Here is a 16158-nt window from a genome sequence, read left to right as displayed (position 1 = left end):
AATTTATGAAAAAAATACTAACGCAATGTTCAAAAAATACCTTAATGTGTTGGTTTTTGAGTTGTGTATTTTGGGTAAATGCTTTTGCCCAAACCGACGCGGAACTCCTTAAAAAATTAAATGCAATCGAAAAAAAATCAAATACAGTAATGGGAATTACTGCCATTTATATAGAAAAAAATAAAGTGATAGCCCATAACAGTAATCAACGGTTTTTTATGGCAAGCACGATTAAATTACCTATAGCCATGGCTTTTCTGCATCGCGTAGATGAGAAAAAAGATTCATTGAACCGGGTAATTAAAATGGATTCCCGCTACTCGGTCCCGGGGTCAGGCTCATTGCATTATTTATTCGAAAAGAGAAAACTGAGCATTACCTTAAAAGAAATACTGAAACATACTCTCAGAAACAGTGATAACAGTGCAAGCGATGCATTATTGCAAGCGGCTAAGGGGCCTAAATATGTTGCCCAACGAATGAGTGCGCTGGGATTTAAAAATATTTTTGTTAATCGCTCCATTATGGAAATGTTTGTCGATACCAATCATGTGGATCGTTCCTTTTTAAAAAAACGGCAGCCGGTATATTCCTGGCAAAAAATATCCAATCGGGTTCCCCTAAGCGAAAAACAACAAGCCTGGCAACGCTTTGAAAAAGACATTCGCGATACCACGACACCTAATGATATGGCAAAATTGCTTGTCAAATTATATAAAAAACAAGCCCTTTCCGAATCAAGTACCAATCTTCTAATGGATATTATGGAGAAATGCCGCACCGGGCGCAGCAGAATCAGGGGATTATTGCCTGCACATGTGAAGGTCGCGCACAAAACAGGAACGTGGTCAATTTATGAGCAGGATTATTTAAGATATCCCGGTTCTAAAAAACTCTATCGTTTTGTAAGTGATGTGGGGATTATTACTTTGCCTAATAATAAAGGGCATATTGCAATTGCAGTTTATGTTAAATCCAAATCTGCCAGTGATTATCCACGCAGTCGTGCCATAGCCCTTGCAAGCCGTGCTATTTATGACCATTTTATGAAATCCTAGTTCCCTTATACAAGTGACCCGGGGGGGGGAATTATCTAACCCCCCGGGATCCTTGTTCCACTAAATACTATCCCAATTCTCATAAAAATATTAGAAAAGCTTCGTTATTTCGTATACTCTGTCACAATTAACTTTGAAGACAAGGAGGCTTTGATGTATCGATGTTTGACCTTGATTATGAGCGGGCTCATCTGCTTTTTTATAAGTTTGAGTTCCTATGCTGATTTACCGTGTTATTACCAGGAATTAACTGCTAGAGAAAAACTTGATTTATTATGGAATGAAATCACTTTAAGCCATGCAGAAGATCCCTTGCCTCCACTTGCTGGTGATAGTTTCAGTGAAGTACTCGAGAAATTAAAGGGATTGTTTCGATTAAATCCCACGTTTGATACCGCCAGTGATGAAATGCCGGAGGGACGAGTAAAAATTATTCATGCCAATGGCTCAGTAGGAAAAATTGCATTGGTTCCCGCTCCGGATCATCCATTTACCGGTATTTATCAAACAGGTGCAGTTGGTTTGGCACGTTTGTCTCTGGCAACGCCTCCATCCGATGATAACTACATTCCCGGTTTGGCGATTAAATTCTTAATATCAAACCATCCTTCTTTAAACTTGCAGGTAATGAATTTGCTTGAGGGCCAAAAAGGAAACTGGAATTATTTTGCAAAAGATTTCTCAAATCAAATCCCTCATCCTACCAGCTGGACTCTCAAGGCCATTGAGAAAATTTTTGAGTGGACTCGTGATCCTGCAAATAATCTGCCTTTGTGGCATTTGGCGTCTTGGACGGGCGAAGGCAAGTTTAATGGTATTCCGATCTTCCCGGAGCGAATCTATTTCAGACCTACTAGCCTGGTTAAAGATTTGATTCCTGAAAACGCAAGAGAAGATTTCAGGGTTTCTTTTTCAGGGGTACCGATGGGAGCAATTTATGAGGTTTATGGTGAATACCAAGGTACAGAATACCACGTGGGAACATTAATGCTGGAAAGTCCTTTATTGGCATCAAATTATGGGGATAAAAAACTGTTTTTCCAACATCAACGCTAGATTCTATGGTAACCCGGATGCTTTCTATAAACCGGGTTACAATTTGCTTTAAGACAATTTTTAGCTTGATAAATTAAAAAGAATATTATCGTCCTGTTCTTCAGATGCAAGGATTAGTTCTCTCGGAGTGGAGGGTGGTGTCGATATTTTAAAGTCATCACTTGCACCTGCCATGATGATTGGCTTCCCTAACAGGCCTAATTTTTTTATGCTGTTGTTACATTCATTATTGTAACTGCTTTTAAGGTGTTTATTATCATGGCGTAAGCTTGGTGGTAAGCTGCGCTCGTCTGAATCAAATACTTTATATCTTAAAACCTCACGAATATAGGATTCAGCGGTTGTTTTGTCTACCGCTTTATTTTGATTTTCCCTAATAAAGAGAAATGCTTTATTGATGCGTTCATTCTCGATGGTGCGCGCTTCCTTCCCACAAGCCGTATCGAGATTATGCACGTGCGGCAGCAGACTTTGATATCCATCATGGCCATGTACATAGGTAACACAATAATTATTATGGATTGCCGGTCTTGCGGTTTCAGTTTCTTTAATTTCATTCCAACGATTCCAGAAAAAATAGACTAAAGGCCAGGTTGTCCTTTCTTCTTCGGACATTTGGGTCCGGTCATGAATTGTCTCGGTAATAAATAAGGTATAGAGGGTATTCTTATCGATGTAGGATTGGAATCGCTGATTCATTTGATCGATGGTTGCGGCTAAAGCGGTTGTAGAGGAATCATCATAATGTACTTCGAGTTTTGCTGCCAACAACTGAAGGGCGTCGAAGCGAATGGGGGCATGACTAAATAAAGTAATCCCCTGTTCGCTGAGGGTATAATCCAGTATTTTAAGACCCGGCTTGTAACTTTCATTAACTAATTGGATTAGTTCCTCTTGTTGAATCAAGTTGTGCTCGAGTAAAAGCTTTAATCCCCAAAAGGAGGTAATTTGCACATCACCGATGTAACCCGCCGGTAGAAGCAAATGGCCTGTGATTAATTGTTCAAACGCATGAATAAATTCACTGCCATGGTTGGAAGCAAGGATGGTTAATGGGCAGTGGTTATGGTTAAGCAGGTTAAGAATTCTTAAGGTGAAATAATCACAATTCCCACGGTCTGCCACTTCATCGCCAATAAGACGAATAAGGGTTTGATTATCCCGGATTACTAATTGGCCCATGAATTGATTAAATTGGCATATACAATAAGCCATTTTTTCTTTGGGTGCAGCGAGTTTTTGTTGTAATTGGCCATGCTCATTTTCTGCAGTCTCCAATTTTAACAAGGCTTGCTGATGGAGAAGGGATAAGGCCTGGGATAATTGAGAATCGGAATTTACTTCCCGTAATTGTTTCTCAAGGTTGGCAATGCGTTCTTGTGCATTGTCTCTTTTGACGTGCGCAAACTGTAAAAGCGTACGATTTTCCAAATACTCCTGGAGAATGTCACCATACTGCTCATAGAGCGTAACAAAGTGCTGGTAGGTTTCCTCAGCGTGCTTCACTTCCTCCTTAAATTGAATGATTTGCTGGCGAAAAAGGAAATGAATGAGTTTGATTGGGTTTCCATGTAAATCGCCAAGGGTGATAGAACCTAAATTTTTTTCAAATACTTGCGGAAACTTATAAATATCAACATTTTTATTTATAAGACGGTTGGTCATCCCTTTGCTCAGACAGGCAATTTCATTACATGAACATAATGGATCCCATCTAAAATAGCAAATTAAGGAGACGGGCAAACATCTCCACTCATGTTGAAACAAGCAGAATTAAATTGAGTAATGAAAGGCAAGCTATCACTGTGAAAGTCAAAATCATTCCGCGGACACGAAATTTCAGGTGATGTTTTTCTGCAAGAAATGCATAGGCATGAAAGATACGTCCTATGACAAAGAATAAAATCAAGGCTAAGAGTAGTATCCAGTTGGCGTTATTGGCTTCGGCACAAAAAAGCAGGATTAGCGTAAAGGGAACATACTCTGCAAAATTGCCATGGGCTCTTATCGCCATTTCCAAATCAATAAACTCTTTGCTTCCTATGATTACCTTATGTTTTCTTCGCAGAGAAACTACATAGATTGAAAGAAAAATGTAAGCAAGGGCAAACAAAGAGGCGGTGAGTGTGGTTAGTGGATACATTTTTCATCTCCCTGTAATGGAACTACCTACTATTTTGTCATTGAGACAGAATTCAGTTTCACTATAAAATCATTAAAGCAACATTGCACGTCATTAAAATAAATTAACCAGGGACAATGCCCAGCATTTTCAATAATTTGATGGATACTGTTTTTACCCTGAAATTTATTATTTTCCACAAAAATCCGGGGCGGGCAAATAAAATCATTTTCGCTGGCAATAGTCATTACAGGGATTGCTTGAGGAAACCATTTGCAGGAATAATCGGGATAAAAATGTTCGATAGCATAGTGATATGCGGCGTTATTAAAAGCAAAAAGAGGGATTATTTTTTCCCCTTCATTCAATTCTTCAGCCGTAAAGCAATAGTGTTTGTAAGTATTCCAAAACTCTTTATATGTTTCATTTGATGGTGCCAGATGGTATTGACTGGCCGGGGGAATCAAATCGGGTAAATGGTGACGTTCCTGCATTGCACTTACATGCGGAAAAAAACTGTTTTCGGTGGTGGTATTCATCAATACCAATCCTGCCAGATACTCGTTTAACTCGGGTAAATTTAGCGCAAACATTCCTGAAAAACTGTGTGTTACCAGGACAGGATGGGGAATTGATTGTAATAAATCAATTAAACCCACTTGCCAACACTTCATGTCCAGCTTGCCTTGGGTATTGATGCCATCTTGTGGGAAGTCCAAAAGCAAAACAGATCCAGGTACTTGGAGCTTATTGCATAAATCAGCGAGGTATTCAGAACCTAAACCTGGACCTCCAGGCAAAAATAACCAGGTATATCCACAACCTTCTTTGATTGGCCTTATTTTATAACCATATTTGGAGTAATTCATCGGCGGCTTACTGTCTTTTTCGAAAACTGTAATCATATCATAGTGGTTAGTTGAATTAATGTCTCATTAACCTTTATAGTGGATAAATTCCGCTGCATTTACAAAAAACCAGGCGATACTATTAAAACGGGTGAGAGTATGGTGAAAAAAACAGTTCCTATTGTTTTTTTATTATGTCTTTTTTTTATTTCGGCGCATGCTCATGCCTCTTACTTGAGGTACAGCGGTAAATGCCAATTCAAGCTGACACGGGATCGATATGCGTATTGTCTGGAGAAAGAAATGGTGTTTTATGACCGGGAATTCAAAAGACTGTATAGTAATTTACCACCCGATGCTTCCCTGCTGGCATCAGAAGCATTGGCAACCCAGATAGTTGAACCTAATTGCGACGCTATAGCCCAGAAAATCGGTGCGGGTTTAGAATACGATATTGTCTTTCGAACCTGCATGATAGCTATCACTAAAGAAAAGATTGCCTGCATTAAAAGATTTGTTCCCTGCCAAACATGTTGGGGCCGGAAATTAGTTAAAACACTTAAAAAACCTCTCTTATTTCTGGAGGATGTTTCTATTAATATATCGGATCCCAGCTGATTCCAGAACTAGTGACGCAGGAAATGCACGCATTAAACGAGCTTTTTTTCTCATAGTGTGTCAGGAGTTTTTTAGATAGAATGATGTTTTTATAAAAAACAAATTTCATGATGAAAACAAAAGACAAGCATTGGTCTCGGGTAGAGTATCTGCACGAGAATGTGAAGAACCCCAATATACATATTAAAGGAAAACACAGTTACTACAGCGATGCCTGGACAGGCAGTTTTGAAGAAACAGTAGTCCGCTATCTTTATGGGGATGAGTTCAGTTTAAAAAATTGGCAGCCCCAATGGGAAATCGACCAACTTTTTATTGGTGATTATGTGTGTATCGCTGCTGAAGTAATCATCATGCTGGGGGGAAATCATAATCACCGCATGGACTGGTTTTGCTTATATCCTTTCGCAGATAACTATGTTCAGGCATACCAGGGAAAAGGTGACACAGTAATACATGATGGGGTGTGGCTTGGAATGCGCTCCATGATAATGCCGGGCATCACCATTGGGGAGGGGGCAATTATCGCCGCCAATAGTACTGTAACCAAAGATGTAGAACCGTACACTATTGTTGCGGGCAGTCCTGCCAAAGTGGTTAAAAAACGTTTTGAAGACTCCATAATTCAACGTCTGCTCCATCTGAGGATTTATGACTGGGAGGAGGAAAAGTTTAATCAATTAAAACAGTATATTTGTAGCAATGATATTAACGCCCTGGAAGAACAAAGTAGAAAATATGATGCTTTAACGGGACGTTCAGATTAATCTTTAGTAAATGCATCCAATTGAAGGCTGGCGGACCAGCCTTTACAGGACAGTTATTTTAGATACATGTTGCCTTTATTGATTGAGTCCCCATGTTTGTGACTTGCGCCTTGGCTCCAGGGGCGGCAGATATGGGAATTTGTTGCAGGTTGGTCAAAGTAGACACCAAAGAATCCCCTTGTTTCAGTGTAGTTCCGTTGAAAGTACCTTTTCCAGCAAGGAATTGAATGGATATAAAGTTATTCGCACTTACAACGGCGTGGATTTCACATAATAGGGAGAGGACTTTTTTGTTGGTATTGGTTAAAACAACTGGCTTACTGGGGGATAGTACAATTTCAATGGGTGCAGAAAATACCAGCGTGCTCGTTAAAGCCAACATGCAAAATAATAATTTAATGATAAATCGATACATGATGTTTCCCTTTTATTCATTATTGCTGATGGATGTCTCCAGAAGAAACTGATGCTCTTAGCGTGTAACGCTTTATTATCCTGCAATCCATAAATGAAATAAAGAAAACCAAAAAATAAAAGCAAAAATGCGAAAGGTGCTATATAAACCAATTATTAATCATAAACTTATCCATTTCAAAATGGGCTTTGCTGAAATTCTCGCGCACTATTTGGCTGGAATTAAAAGACAAACCAGCAGATAATTGAGAATGATGAACCTGGCAAAAGGAAATGCAAATGAAAGTTATAGTGGTTGGCGGTACAGGGACAATAGGCAAAGCTGTGTGTGAAGAGTTATCACAACGCAATACTGTGGTTACAGTGGGGCATACGAGCGGGGATTTTCAGGTTGATATTCGCGATACTCATTCTATTGAGTTGCTTTACCAAGCAGTCGGAAAGTTCGATGCAGTTGTTTCTGTAACAGGAGAAGTATATTTTGAAGCGTTACCCCAGTTTACTGAAGAACAATATGCTATAGGACTGGACAGTAAATTAATGGGCCAGGTTAGACTGGTATTAGTTGGGCTTAAGTACATCAATAAAGGGGGATCCTTTACTCTAACAAGCGGTATTTTAAGTCATGATCCTATATTAATGGGTACATCTGCCTCTATGGTAAACGGGGCGATTGATGCGTTTGTTAAAAGTGCGGCGATAGAATTACCACACCACCTGCGAATTAATGCGGTAAGTCCGAGTGTGCTGACAGAGTCAATGAATCGTTACGCACCTTTTTTCCGTGGTTTTGAATCAGTGCCCGCAAGTCGAGTTGCCTTGGCCTTTAGTAAAAGTGTTGAGGGGGCGCAAACGGGGGTAATTTACACGGTGAAGTAACTATTGGAGATGTTTCACTTGAGTTTAATTTTTAATAAGTAGGCGGCAAATATTTCTGAGGAATCACCTTTAAAATGAAGATTAAAACATTCTTGCTCCTTTTGTGTTCCCCTTTACTTGCACCAAAAATAAATGCAGCTGTACCCGCTGCTCTGATGTTTCACAATAAACCTGTTGATGCGCTGTGTTTTTTTAATTTTGAAGGTAAAGAAATTGATCTGGAGCGATGCGGATTAGCAAAAACGAAATACGGGGTGAAAGGACATAACTCCAATTTAATGGCAAAGGGTTATATAGGTTATGATTGGCAAGATCCTGAGGATCCAGGGCCCGCAGAAGGGTACAGTTATTATAAATTTTTTAGTGCAGGAAAAAACCTATATTGGGTGTATACCATCAATAGTGGCGGAGGCACAGGAGAATTCACCACCCTCTACCAGGTAAAGAGAAAAAATACTACTACCTTGGAAGCAGAAATGCTGATAGGCGGTGATCGGTGTAATGGCGGCATTCAAAATGTTTCTCTAGAAAATCATCACTTAATTTTCAGTCAGAATCTGACTGCCTTTGATTTTATCGCCCTCTCAAAAACGTCCGCGCCACAGCTTAAAGCGTATGATGATTTGGCTGCCTGCGCCATTTGCTGTGTTGCTGAAGCTTATTATGAGTTGAATTCCGATGCCAAACTGCAATTGAATTATGTGGATTTAGGAACTGTTAACGATATTAAAGAAATGCCAGAACAGGGGGCACTTCAACCCTGTTTTAATCAGTTACTCGTCGCTTATGCTGCGGGAGGTAAAAGAAAGTTAAAGCAAAATATGCTTGATGAATTTGCCGCAAAATTTATGAACACCTGCAAGAAACCTGATTGATTTTTGCGAAATGAGTCCATAAGGTCATCGGCAGAGGATGACGTAAAAAATAATGTGTTTACGGGTGAGCGGATTAGTTGAGAATTTTGCCGTCTGGATCCTTTATAATTTTCTTTCCATCAGGATTAACTTGAACCGAGGAACCATCCGGGTTGGTAATAATCTGGGTTCCATCCGGTTTATAAACTACAGACGAATGATCCACATTGGTGACAATCTTGCTTCCATCTGGGTTCTTTTGGACCTTTGAGCCATCCGCATTAGTGATTATCTTGGTACCATCTGTTTTGCTTTCCACAGAGGAACCGTCTGCATTCCTCACAATTTTAGTACCATCTGCTTTAATTTCTACAGAAGATCCATCAGGATTTTTTATGAGCGTGGGTTGGGCTGCAAAGGAGGTAAAGCTGCAGCAGCTTAAAAATAAAAGCGCTAGCGCTATTTTTGCAAGACAACCTGTTTTTGCAAAAAGATTATGTCTGTGTATATTCATATTAATCTATTCCATGATGAAGATATATTTTAAAGTATAGACATTAAGGCTATTTGCGATTTAATTTTTAATTATAACTCTTGGCTTGCGAGGCGACAGAATTTTTTTATTTAGATTATGCATTATTTCAAATGCCTCGGCAGGAATATTGTGGTCTAGAATTATCTTAGGAGAGTACTAAGAATGAGTTATTTTAAGGCAAAAGACCCAATATGTGCGACCCAAAACTGTCCGCAACAAATCAGGATGGAGTTGATCCCAAGATCAGTAGATCTCGGAGGCTTCCAGGTAGAACGCATTCTCCCATCCAAAGAAAAAAGAACAGTGGGCCCCTTTGTTTTTTGGGATCAAGCAGGACCTGGTGAACTGCTTACCAGCAAGGGAATTGATATTCGACCCCATCCCCATATTGGATTATCTACCATGACCTATTTGTTTTCCGGGCGACTGGAACACCGGGATACCCTTGGGAGTCACCAAATTATTAACCCAGGGGAGGTAAACCTAATGACCGCGGGGCGAGGGATTGCTCATTCAGAGCGTACCCCATTACCTGATAGGCTCTATCCCCAACCTTTTTTTGGTATTCAGTGTTGGCTTGCATTGCCGCTAAATAAAGAAGAAACGGATCCTTCCTTTACTCATTATGATAAAAGTGCAATCCCGGCACTCGATGAGGAAAAAATGAGTATTCGCGTGATTGCGGGAGAATGGATGGGGCACAAATCATCCGTTAACACTCAAATTGATGCATTTTTTATTGAATGTAAATTGAAAACTCATGCTGAGTTAGTCATCCCATCGACGCTGGAAGAGCGGGCAATTCATCTTTTATGCGGTAAGATAATCATTGATAACATCTTCTATAAAGACCCGAGAATGTTAATTCTCAAGCCAGGAGCTAAACTTAAAGTTATCGCTGCATCTGATGTTCATATGATTATCCTGGGAGGCCCTCCATTGGAAGAGCGGCGATATCTCTGGTGGAATTTTGTAGCCAGTTCAAAAGAAAAAATCGAACAGGCAAAATCAGATTGGAAGGAGGGGAAATTTGGAAAGATACCAGGAGATGACAAAGAATTTATTCCTTTACCAAATTAGGTATTGCAGGGACAGAAGTAAGTAATGAATTTCATTTAAAAGGAACTTGCACATGAAAAAACCGGATATAGAAACTCAATATCTCAAAGATGGGACCATAAAAACCAGCCTGACGGGTTATAATTTGCTCAATAATTCCCGGCTAAATAAAGGAACTGCCTTTACCAATACGGAACGGGATGCCTTTGCGCTTCATGGTTTGTTACCACCACAAGTGAGTACTTTGCAAGAACAACAAAAACGGCGCCTTGACGGATTGAGGTCATTGCCGACTTCTTTAGAAAAATACAGTTTTTTGCGGGATCTCCAGGACAACAATGAAACTCTATTTTACTCCTTCATAATTAACAATATTGAGGAAATGCTTCCTATTGTTTATACCCCAATAGTTGGGGAGGGATGTCAGAAGTTTAGTGAAGTATTCCGTAAACCCCGAGGCCTTTTCATTAGTTACCCTAACCGCAATATGATTGATCAGATTTTTGCGCACCCACGCTATGATTTGATTAAATGTATCGTGGTAAGTGACGGCGAACGTATTCTTGGCTTGGGTGACCAAGGTGCAGGGGGAATGGGGATCCCTATCGGCAAAATGGCGCTGTATACCGCTTTGGCCGGGATTCCTCCTCAATACTGTTTGCCTGTTTTATTGGATGTAGGAACTGACAATGAAGAACGATTGGCAGACCCTCTTTACATTGGCTGGCGTCATAATCGTGTTCGTGGTGCTGAATACGATAAGTTCATTGATGAATTTATCTCTGCGGTAAAACGCCGGTGGCCAAATGTTCTCTTGCAATGGGAGGATTTTGCCGGGGTGAATGCTGCACGGTTGTTGAGCCGTTATCGCGATCAATTATGTACCTTTAATGATGATATTCAGGGTACTGCTGCCATGGCGACAGGTACGTTGCTTTCAGCCATTAATGTGACCGGGATTCCCTTGCAAGAGCAAAAAATTGTTTTCCTGGGTTTTGGGGGAACAGGTCATGGAATCGCCCAGTTAATCCGAGGAGCCCTCAGGGATGCTGGATTAAGTGATGAAGAGGCAGGCGATCGCATCTATGCAGTGGATCGATATGGGCTTCTTGTAGAAGGAGGCAAGGGATTAACTGCCGATCAGCTTGCTTTTGCCCGCAAGCGCTCCGAAGTGAATCTGTGGCAAGTTACAAACCCTGATGAAATTGGCTTATTGGATGTTGTACGAAATGTAAAGCCTACTGCCCTCATTGGGGTTTCCGCACAACAAGGGGCATTTACTGAAGAAGTGGTGCGTACTATGGCAAAGTATACCGAACGGCCAGTTATTTTCCCTCTCTCTAACCCAACGTCTCATAGTGAAGCAGTTCCCCGTGATCTTCTCACGTGGACTGATGGGCGTGCGTTGATTGGCACAGGAAGCCCTTTTGAGCCTGTCCAATTTAACGGGAAAGAGTATCATATAGACCAGACAAATAATTCCTACATTTTCCCGGGATTAGCTTTAGGTATTATTTCAGCTAAAGCAAAAAGAGTTTCAGACGGGATGATTAAGGCTGCGGCACTTGCGCTCGCAGAATGCTCTCCAGCTAAGAAAAATAAATCCGCCAATCTGCTACCACCCCTTGCTGATCTTCGCTCGATAAGTCTCGAAGTAGCAAAATCTGTGGGTAAGCAGGCGATTGCAGAAGGCTTGGCGGAGGTCAAGGATGCAGAATTCGAGAGCGAACTTGCTGCCAATGTCTGGGATCCTGTTTATAAGCCCTATGGGTTAGCTGATTGATCGCACCTGGTTAATGCAAAATAATGGCTTGGGACATTTTGTCCAAGCCGTTTCTTTTTTACCAATCCATAAACCGTATATAAAACCTTATGGTAAATATTAATTCATATTCTCAACTCATCCTGTGGTATTATTTTTAAAAGTGAAAGAATAGGTTTTTTTGGCATGCAAGTAATCATGGAATGAAACACTCCATCACCGAGGGTACATAATGATCAATTCCAAGATCCCAATTAACTTAAAAAAGAAGCACGCTGAGGATCTGCTCGCAAATACGCTCACTTATGAAATCTCTCGTGATTATTTAATGGAATTATTGGATATTGGCAAATTAAATGTTTGGCAATGGGATTTAAGTACCAATGAAACGATTGATTTTGGCTATTCTGAGTCTTTATCTGTATTAAATCCAGACAGTGAAGTAGGACATATTGACCATTTTATAACACGGTTGCATCCAGAGGATCGTGAAGAAGTTGCCAATAAATTAATTGAATCCCTTGCTTATTTTGAAGATCCCAAAGCAGACTTCCGGATTCAATCCCGTAAAGGAACTTATGAGTGGGTATCAGCTCGTGGCCGCTATATACGGGATGCCGAGAATAATGCCATTAAAATGATCGGAACCTGGCATTTTATTACAGAACAAAAAAAGAACCAGGAGTTAATCAAACTCCAACAAACAACCCTTGATCGAATATCCCGGTGTTATTTTTCGGGAGATTCTGCATGTTCATTATCCCATGAAATTGCACAACCCTTGTTAGCTTTAAATTCCTATCTTCTTGGAAGTATTTTACGGCTACAGCAAGAAAATAAAGAATCACATGAATTTATAGCTGTCCTCCAAAAAGCCCTGGAACAAGTGGAATTAATAAATTCCATTATTAAACGCATGAAGCGCTTTGTAACTCATGGGGAATTACATTTCGAACGAGTTAATTTGGGATTGTTGGCAAAACAATCCGTTGTCTTATCCAAGTTCTATTCCCATTTTACAGGAACAGTTCATTATGAGATTGATGAGGATTTGACTGAAGTTACCCTGGATCGTAATCAAATGCGGCAGGTTTTTTTAAACTTGATTAATAATGCCTTTGAAGCCATGCTTGACGCCCACACAAAAAATCCCTTATTACTTATCAAGATTGAAAAAATTGATTCTGAGATATGGGTTTCTATTATCGATAATGGACCGGGAGTTGCGCAAAATGTACTCGATAATCTATTCTCTTCATGTTTCAGTACCAAGGAATATGGGTTGGGATTGGGATTAAGCATTTGCAGAAAAATTATTGAAGCTCATGGTGGAAGCCTTAAAATAGAAAAAAATACTTTAGGTGGGGGCACAGTAAGCTCTTTTAGATTGCCAAATCAAATTTCAGGACCGAAATGAATAAGACCATTTATATTGTTGATGATGATGATAATGTCTTAAGTGCTTTAAAATGGCTTTTTGAATCGATGAGTTTTGACGTTAAAACTTTCTTGAATGCAAAAAGTTTTCTGGAACAATATAATCCTCAACATGTGGGATGTTTGATTACCGATGTTCGCATGCCTGATATGGACGGGCTTGAGCTGTTTGATCTGCTCAAAAAACAAAACTGCTTGCTCAAAGTCATTATTATCACTGCCTATGGCGATATACCTATGGCGGTTAGGGCAATAAAGGGGGGAGCTATCGACTTTATTACCAAGCCGATAAATGAGAGTGATTTGTTAAAACTGATTAAAAAATGCCTCGAACATTATCCCAACCTGACCACCAATGCAATGAACACATATGAGCTTTTATCTGAAAGGGAGCTGCAAGCACTCGAGCTCATTTGGACGAACAGTTAATGCATGCGTATCAGTAATTTAATAATGCTCTGATGCGATGAGTATAATTTTTCAGGGGTGTATCCAAGATAAACTCCTTTAATGGGGTTTCTATATTTAAATAGACAATATTGGCTAAAAAACCATAACAACACGCGTCCAAGGTATGGATGCTGCTGCCAAAAATGAACTCTTTATCTTCTAAAATATGCAAAATAGCTTGCAAATCATCTATCCCTGACTGATATATATCCTTGGGGAAATATCTGCCAATACCCTGATAATGATATTTTTCTATGTTGTATTTTCTTATTTGCTCAAGAGAGGTTTCTGATAGTTCAGGAAGTTGTTTTAAAAATTCGGCTTTAAACAATGGCCAAAACTGATCATCTTGCCATCGCGAATAGGACATGACCCATACAAATGATTATCAAGCATGCGCGTAATTAGGAAATGCAGGTTTCTTTGTTTTTCCGTTAGCTTAAGATCGATGTTAACATATTTTTGCTGGAGATAATGCAACATATTATTACTGTCCGTAATGATTTGTCCCGCATCATCCAGGTAGGGGAGTTGTCCTCGGGGGGCATTTTGGATATTAACTATATGCTCCTGTTGATAATTTATATGGGTCAAACGAAGAAAAGTATCCACCTTTAAACCAAAAGGATTGTTATCTGGGAGTCCAAAAAGCTCGGGATAAGAATACAAAATAATCATAGAATCTTCCTTTTTTGAAATTTTAGTTTCAATAGTTCCAAACGAAATTAATCAGCCCCTTGCTTGATTTTACGCATATTTAACAAAACGAAGTAAATTTTTTACAAAATTTTTTTACAATTTAATATTTGTTTAATAATTAGTCAGTATCATAATGCAGATATATTCCCTTGTTTTGCTTAGAAGAGCAAATAAGACAGAAAATTAGAGGGGGGCCTGTATGACGATCTCACTAAGTCCAACCAGTTTGGAACTCATTGCAAAATTAGATAAAAGCAATCCGGATCTCGTTACTCTATTGCAAAATAATGCAACCACAATTGCTCGCAAAGATTTATTAGCCTGGCTTGCACAAACTTCAAAAACCAAGACGAATCACGAGGCCTTTTTTTTAATATCCGCCTTGCAATCTTCACTGTTAAAAGATTTAAAAAATTCATTAAATCCTGGAGTGAAGGAAGAGGAAGACAAAAGGCCAAGTAAAGCTGCTGTCGCCAAATACGGCCTATTAGCACTCGCTGGATCTGTTTATTTTTTCTGTGAGGGATTTGATAGCATCACCGCGTTCATGGAAATATTTTCCTCGATCCCGACTTTTGTTTTCTTTATAACCGGTACTGTTTTCTCAGTCCTTTCCATGATTTTATTTTATGGCTTTGATTTGGCACAAATTTCAAAAAATTTAGGGATCAAATCTTCAGAAACGCCGCAATTAGTTGACGTTTTACTTGAGCAATTTAAAGAAATAAAGGCTATCCGCGCGCGTATTAATCAGGTTGCCGGGAAAACTAGAGAACAACTTGCAGCCGATCTTGAACTCGCAGTGCTATTGTACCAAAGACATTTGGATTTAAAAGAAGCGCGGGACAAGTTGAATTTGGCTTTAAATAATCCCTACTTAAAAGCTGGAAAGTACATCACCGCTGGGGTTGTTGGCCTTATCTTTTTCAGTGGTGGCTTTTTTGCGGGGCAAACTATGGCTCTGGCTATTGCAGGGTTATTTGTTTCTTCTATTGCTGTAACAGCATGGCCTGTTGTGGTTGCAAGTATTGCCGTGGGCATAGCGGCGCTTAGTGTTTACTGGTTTGTTGAACGTCCAGGAATTGAAAATCTGGTCAGCCGTTGGCGCGGATTAGATAAAAAGAAAATTGAGCAGTTGTCTAAATCGGATATTGTAGAAAAAGAAAGCGATAAACTGTTCAAATTGCAAAAAGAACTTGAGAACGGTATTAGCCATCTGGACAATGAGGAAGCAGACAAACGTAAAATCAAAGAGCTGGAGGAAAAAGCTGCTCAGGTAGATACCTTGCAAAAAGAAGTCAGTCGCTTGAATCTGCTAACAGATAGTTTGCAAAAGAAAACTTCGCATGTGGATGAGTTGGAAACAGAGGTAACCCGCTTACAAAAAGAAGTCTCTCAGTTGAAGGGGGAATTGGAGCAGTCGGCGGACCCAATAGAGGTTCATTCTCCAAAAGAAGAAGAAGCTTCGCCTTTACTGACATTCTCTCATTTTAGGAGAGTAAAATCGGAAAGTAATCTGTATGCCCTTCAGCAAAAAGATATGGCTTCTTCTTTACCCTTAAGTCAATAACAGCAGCTTGTATCAGATAATGTATGAAAG

The 16158-nt window shown here is 39.7% G+C and carries 18 protein-coding genes; 11 read left to right on the top strand and 7 right to left on the bottom strand.

Annotated features, from left to right (window positions below; all coding sequences use genetic code 11):
- Positions 1-5: 5 nt before the first annotated feature.
- Complete coding sequence (gene bla / locus KYQ_RS14880) at positions 6-1058, top strand: class A beta-lactamase (RefSeq protein WP_010654916.1); 1053 nt, start codon at positions 6-8, stop codon at positions 1056-1058.
- A 153-nt stretch (positions 1059-1211) separates the two neighbouring features.
- Positions 1212-2114, top strand: coding sequence for a hypothetical protein (locus KYQ_RS14875; RefSeq protein ID WP_010654915.1), 903 nt, complete (start codon positions 1212-1214; stop codon positions 2112-2114).
- Positions 2115-2174: 60 nt separating this feature from the next.
- Here the strand turns inward: KYQ_RS14875 and wip are convergent, their stop codons facing one another.
- The 3 genes from wip to KYQ_RS14860 form a co-directional block, all read right to left on the bottom strand.
- Positions 2175-3779, bottom strand: a complete 1605-nt coding sequence (gene wip / locus KYQ_RS14870) for a Dot/Icm T4SS effector Wip (RefSeq protein ID WP_010654914.1) — start codon at positions 3777-3779, stop codon at positions 2175-2177.
- Positions 3780-3867: 88 nt separating this feature from the next.
- Positions 3868-4257, bottom strand: a complete 390-nt coding sequence (locus KYQ_RS14865; protein ID WP_010654913.1) for an MAPEG family protein — start codon at positions 4255-4257, stop codon at positions 3868-3870.
- Between the two features lie 29 nt (positions 4258-4286).
- A complete protein-coding gene (locus KYQ_RS14860; RefSeq protein ID WP_019350225.1) occupies positions 4287-5141 on the bottom strand; it encodes an alpha/beta fold hydrolase in 855 nt (284 codons plus the stop codon).
- Positions 5142-5243: 102 nt separating this feature from the next.
- Here KYQ_RS14860 and KYQ_RS14855 point away from each other — a divergent pair, with 102 nt between their 5' ends.
- Entirely contained in the window at positions 5244-5702 is a 459-nt protein-coding gene (locus KYQ_RS14855; protein WP_010654911.1) for a lysozyme inhibitor LprI family protein, read from the top strand.
- 107 nt (positions 5703-5809) lie between these two features.
- Positions 5810-6469 (top strand): CatB-related O-acetyltransferase, encoded by a 660-nt coding sequence (locus KYQ_RS14850; RefSeq protein ID WP_019350224.1) that lies wholly within the window; start codon positions 5810-5812, stop codon positions 6467-6469.
- 58 nt (positions 6470-6527) lie between these two features.
- On the opposite strand, the gene KYQ_RS14845 is transcribed toward KYQ_RS14850, so the two are convergent.
- Complete coding sequence (locus tag KYQ_RS14845; RefSeq protein ID WP_010654909.1) at positions 6528-6884, bottom strand: hypothetical protein; 357 nt, start codon at positions 6882-6884, stop codon at positions 6528-6530.
- Positions 6885-7162: 278 nt separating this feature from the next.
- Here KYQ_RS14845 and KYQ_RS14840 point away from each other — a divergent pair, with 278 nt between their 5' ends.
- Both KYQ_RS14840 and KYQ_RS14835 read left to right on the top strand, forming a co-directional pair.
- On the top strand, positions 7163-7762 hold the full coding sequence (locus KYQ_RS14840; RefSeq protein ID WP_010654908.1) for a short chain dehydrogenase: 600 nt from the start codon (positions 7163-7165) through the stop codon (positions 7760-7762).
- 74 nt (positions 7763-7836) lie between these two features.
- Positions 7837-8637, top strand: coding sequence for a hypothetical protein (locus KYQ_RS14835; protein WP_019350223.1), 801 nt, complete (start codon positions 7837-7839; stop codon positions 8635-8637).
- A gap of 73 nt (positions 8638-8710) precedes the next feature.
- Here the strand turns inward: KYQ_RS14835 and KYQ_RS14830 are convergent, their stop codons facing one another.
- Positions 8711-9130, bottom strand: a complete 420-nt coding sequence (locus tag KYQ_RS14830) for a hypothetical protein (protein WP_010654906.1) — start codon at positions 9128-9130, stop codon at positions 8711-8713.
- Positions 9131-9313: 183 nt separating this feature from the next.
- On the opposite strand from KYQ_RS14830, the gene KYQ_RS14825 reads away from it, so the two are divergent.
- From KYQ_RS14825 to KYQ_RS14810, 4 genes are all read left to right on the top strand, one after another.
- Positions 9314-10231, top strand: a complete 918-nt coding sequence (locus KYQ_RS14825; protein WP_019350222.1) for a pirin family protein — start codon at positions 9314-9316, stop codon at positions 10229-10231.
- 52 nt (positions 10232-10283) lie between these two features.
- Positions 10284-11993 carry an NAD-dependent malic enzyme gene (locus tag KYQ_RS14820; protein WP_010654904.1) on the top strand — a complete coding sequence of 570 codons (1710 nt, stop codon included), beginning with the start codon at positions 10284-10286 and terminating at the stop codon, positions 11991-11993.
- Between the two features lie 211 nt (positions 11994-12204).
- The gene (locus KYQ_RS14815; RefSeq protein WP_010654903.1) at positions 12205-13389 is read left to right on the top strand and encodes a sensor histidine kinase; all 1185 of its coding nucleotides are present in this window, start codon (positions 12205-12207) and stop codon (positions 13387-13389) included.
- A complete protein-coding gene (locus KYQ_RS14810; RefSeq protein WP_010654902.1) occupies positions 13386-13838 on the top strand; it encodes a response regulator transcription factor in 453 nt (150 codons plus the stop codon). Before KYQ_RS14815 ends, KYQ_RS14810 begins: the two co-directional genes overlap by 4 nt.
- A gap of 10 nt (positions 13839-13848) precedes the next feature.
- Here KYQ_RS14810 and KYQ_RS19565 read toward each other — a convergent pair whose 3' ends face one another.
- Together KYQ_RS19565 and KYQ_RS19560 are read right to left on the bottom strand one after the other, a co-directional pair.
- On the bottom strand, positions 13849-14229 hold the full coding sequence (locus KYQ_RS19565) for a glutathione S-transferase C-terminal domain-containing protein (protein ID WP_231294566.1): 381 nt from the start codon (positions 14227-14229) through the stop codon (positions 13849-13851).
- Complete coding sequence (locus tag KYQ_RS19560; RefSeq protein ID WP_231294565.1) at positions 14169-14537, bottom strand: Tom37 metaxin N-terminal-like domain-containing protein; 369 nt, start codon at positions 14535-14537, stop codon at positions 14169-14171. Before KYQ_RS19560 ends, KYQ_RS19565 begins: the two co-directional genes overlap by 61 nt.
- 220 nt (positions 14538-14757) lie before the next feature.
- Here KYQ_RS19560 and KYQ_RS14800 point away from each other — a divergent pair, with 220 nt between their 5' ends.
- Complete coding sequence (locus tag KYQ_RS14800; RefSeq protein WP_010654900.1) at positions 14758-16128, top strand: hypothetical protein; 1371 nt, start codon at positions 14758-14760, stop codon at positions 16126-16128.
- Positions 16129-16158 lie beyond the last annotated feature (30 nt).

This window comes from Fluoribacter dumoffii NY 23, assembly GCF_000236165.1.
In the GTDB taxonomy this organism is placed as follows: Bacteria; Pseudomonadota; Gammaproteobacteria; order Legionellales; family Legionellaceae; genus Legionella; species Legionella dumoffii.
The sequence above is the reverse complement of the archived record's forward strand: the minus strand, read 5'-3'. Positions and strand labels throughout refer to the sequence as shown.

Excerpts from the sequence above, each read along its gene's own strand:
- KYQ_RS14845 (WP_010654909.1), bottom strand. The coding sequence starts at position 6,884 with ATGTATCGATTTATCATTAAATTATTATTTTGCATGTTGGCTTTAACG.
- KYQ_RS14825 (WP_019350222.1), top strand. The coding sequence starts at position 9,314 with ATGAGTTATTTTAAGGCAAAAGACCCAATATGTGCGACCCAAAACTGT.
- KYQ_RS14815 (WP_010654903.1), top strand. The coding sequence starts at position 12,205 with ATGATCAATTCCAAGATCCCAATTAACTTAAAAAAGAAGCACGCTGAG.
- bla (WP_010654916.1), top strand. The coding sequence starts at position 6 with ATGAAAAAAATACTAACGCAATGTTCAAAAAATACCTTAATGTGTTGG.
- KYQ_RS14840 (WP_010654908.1), top strand. The coding sequence starts at position 7,163 with ATGAAAGTTATAGTGGTTGGCGGTACAGGGACAATAGGCAAAGCTGTG.
- KYQ_RS14855 (WP_010654911.1), top strand. The coding sequence starts at position 5,244 with ATGGTGAAAAAAACAGTTCCTATTGTTTTTTTATTATGTCTTTTTTTT.
- KYQ_RS14860 (WP_019350225.1), bottom strand. The coding sequence starts at position 5,141 with ATGATTACAGTTTTCGAAAAAGACAGTAAGCCGCCGATGAATTACTCC.
- KYQ_RS14820 (WP_010654904.1), top strand. The coding sequence starts at position 10,284 with ATGAAAAAACCGGATATAGAAACTCAATATCTCAAAGATGGGACCATA.
- KYQ_RS14800 (WP_010654900.1), top strand. The coding sequence starts at position 14,758 with ATGACGATCTCACTAAGTCCAACCAGTTTGGAACTCATTGCAAAATTA.
- wip (WP_010654914.1), bottom strand. The coding sequence starts at position 3,779 with ATGACCAACCGTCTTATAAATAAAAATGTTGATATTTATAAGTTTCCG.
- KYQ_RS14830 (WP_010654906.1), bottom strand. The coding sequence starts at position 9,130 with ATGAATATACACAGACATAATCTTTTTGCAAAAACAGGTTGTCTTGCA.
- KYQ_RS14835 (WP_019350223.1), top strand. The coding sequence starts at position 7,837 with ATGAAGATTAAAACATTCTTGCTCCTTTTGTGTTCCCCTTTACTTGCA.
- KYQ_RS19565 (WP_231294566.1), bottom strand. The coding sequence starts at position 14,229 with ATGTCCTATTCGCGATGGCAAGATGATCAGTTTTGGCCATTGTTTAAA.
- KYQ_RS19560 (WP_231294565.1), bottom strand. The coding sequence starts at position 14,537 with ATGATTATTTTGTATTCTTATCCCGAGCTTTTTGGACTCCCAGATAAC.
- KYQ_RS14875 (WP_010654915.1), top strand. The coding sequence starts at position 1,212 with ATGTATCGATGTTTGACCTTGATTATGAGCGGGCTCATCTGCTTTTTT.
- KYQ_RS14850 (WP_019350224.1), top strand. The coding sequence starts at position 5,810 with ATGATGAAAACAAAAGACAAGCATTGGTCTCGGGTAGAGTATCTGCAC.
- KYQ_RS14810 (WP_010654902.1), top strand. The coding sequence starts at position 13,386 with ATGAATAAGACCATTTATATTGTTGATGATGATGATAATGTCTTAAGT.
- KYQ_RS14865 (WP_010654913.1), bottom strand. The coding sequence starts at position 4,257 with ATGTATCCACTAACCACACTCACCGCCTCTTTGTTTGCCCTTGCTTAC.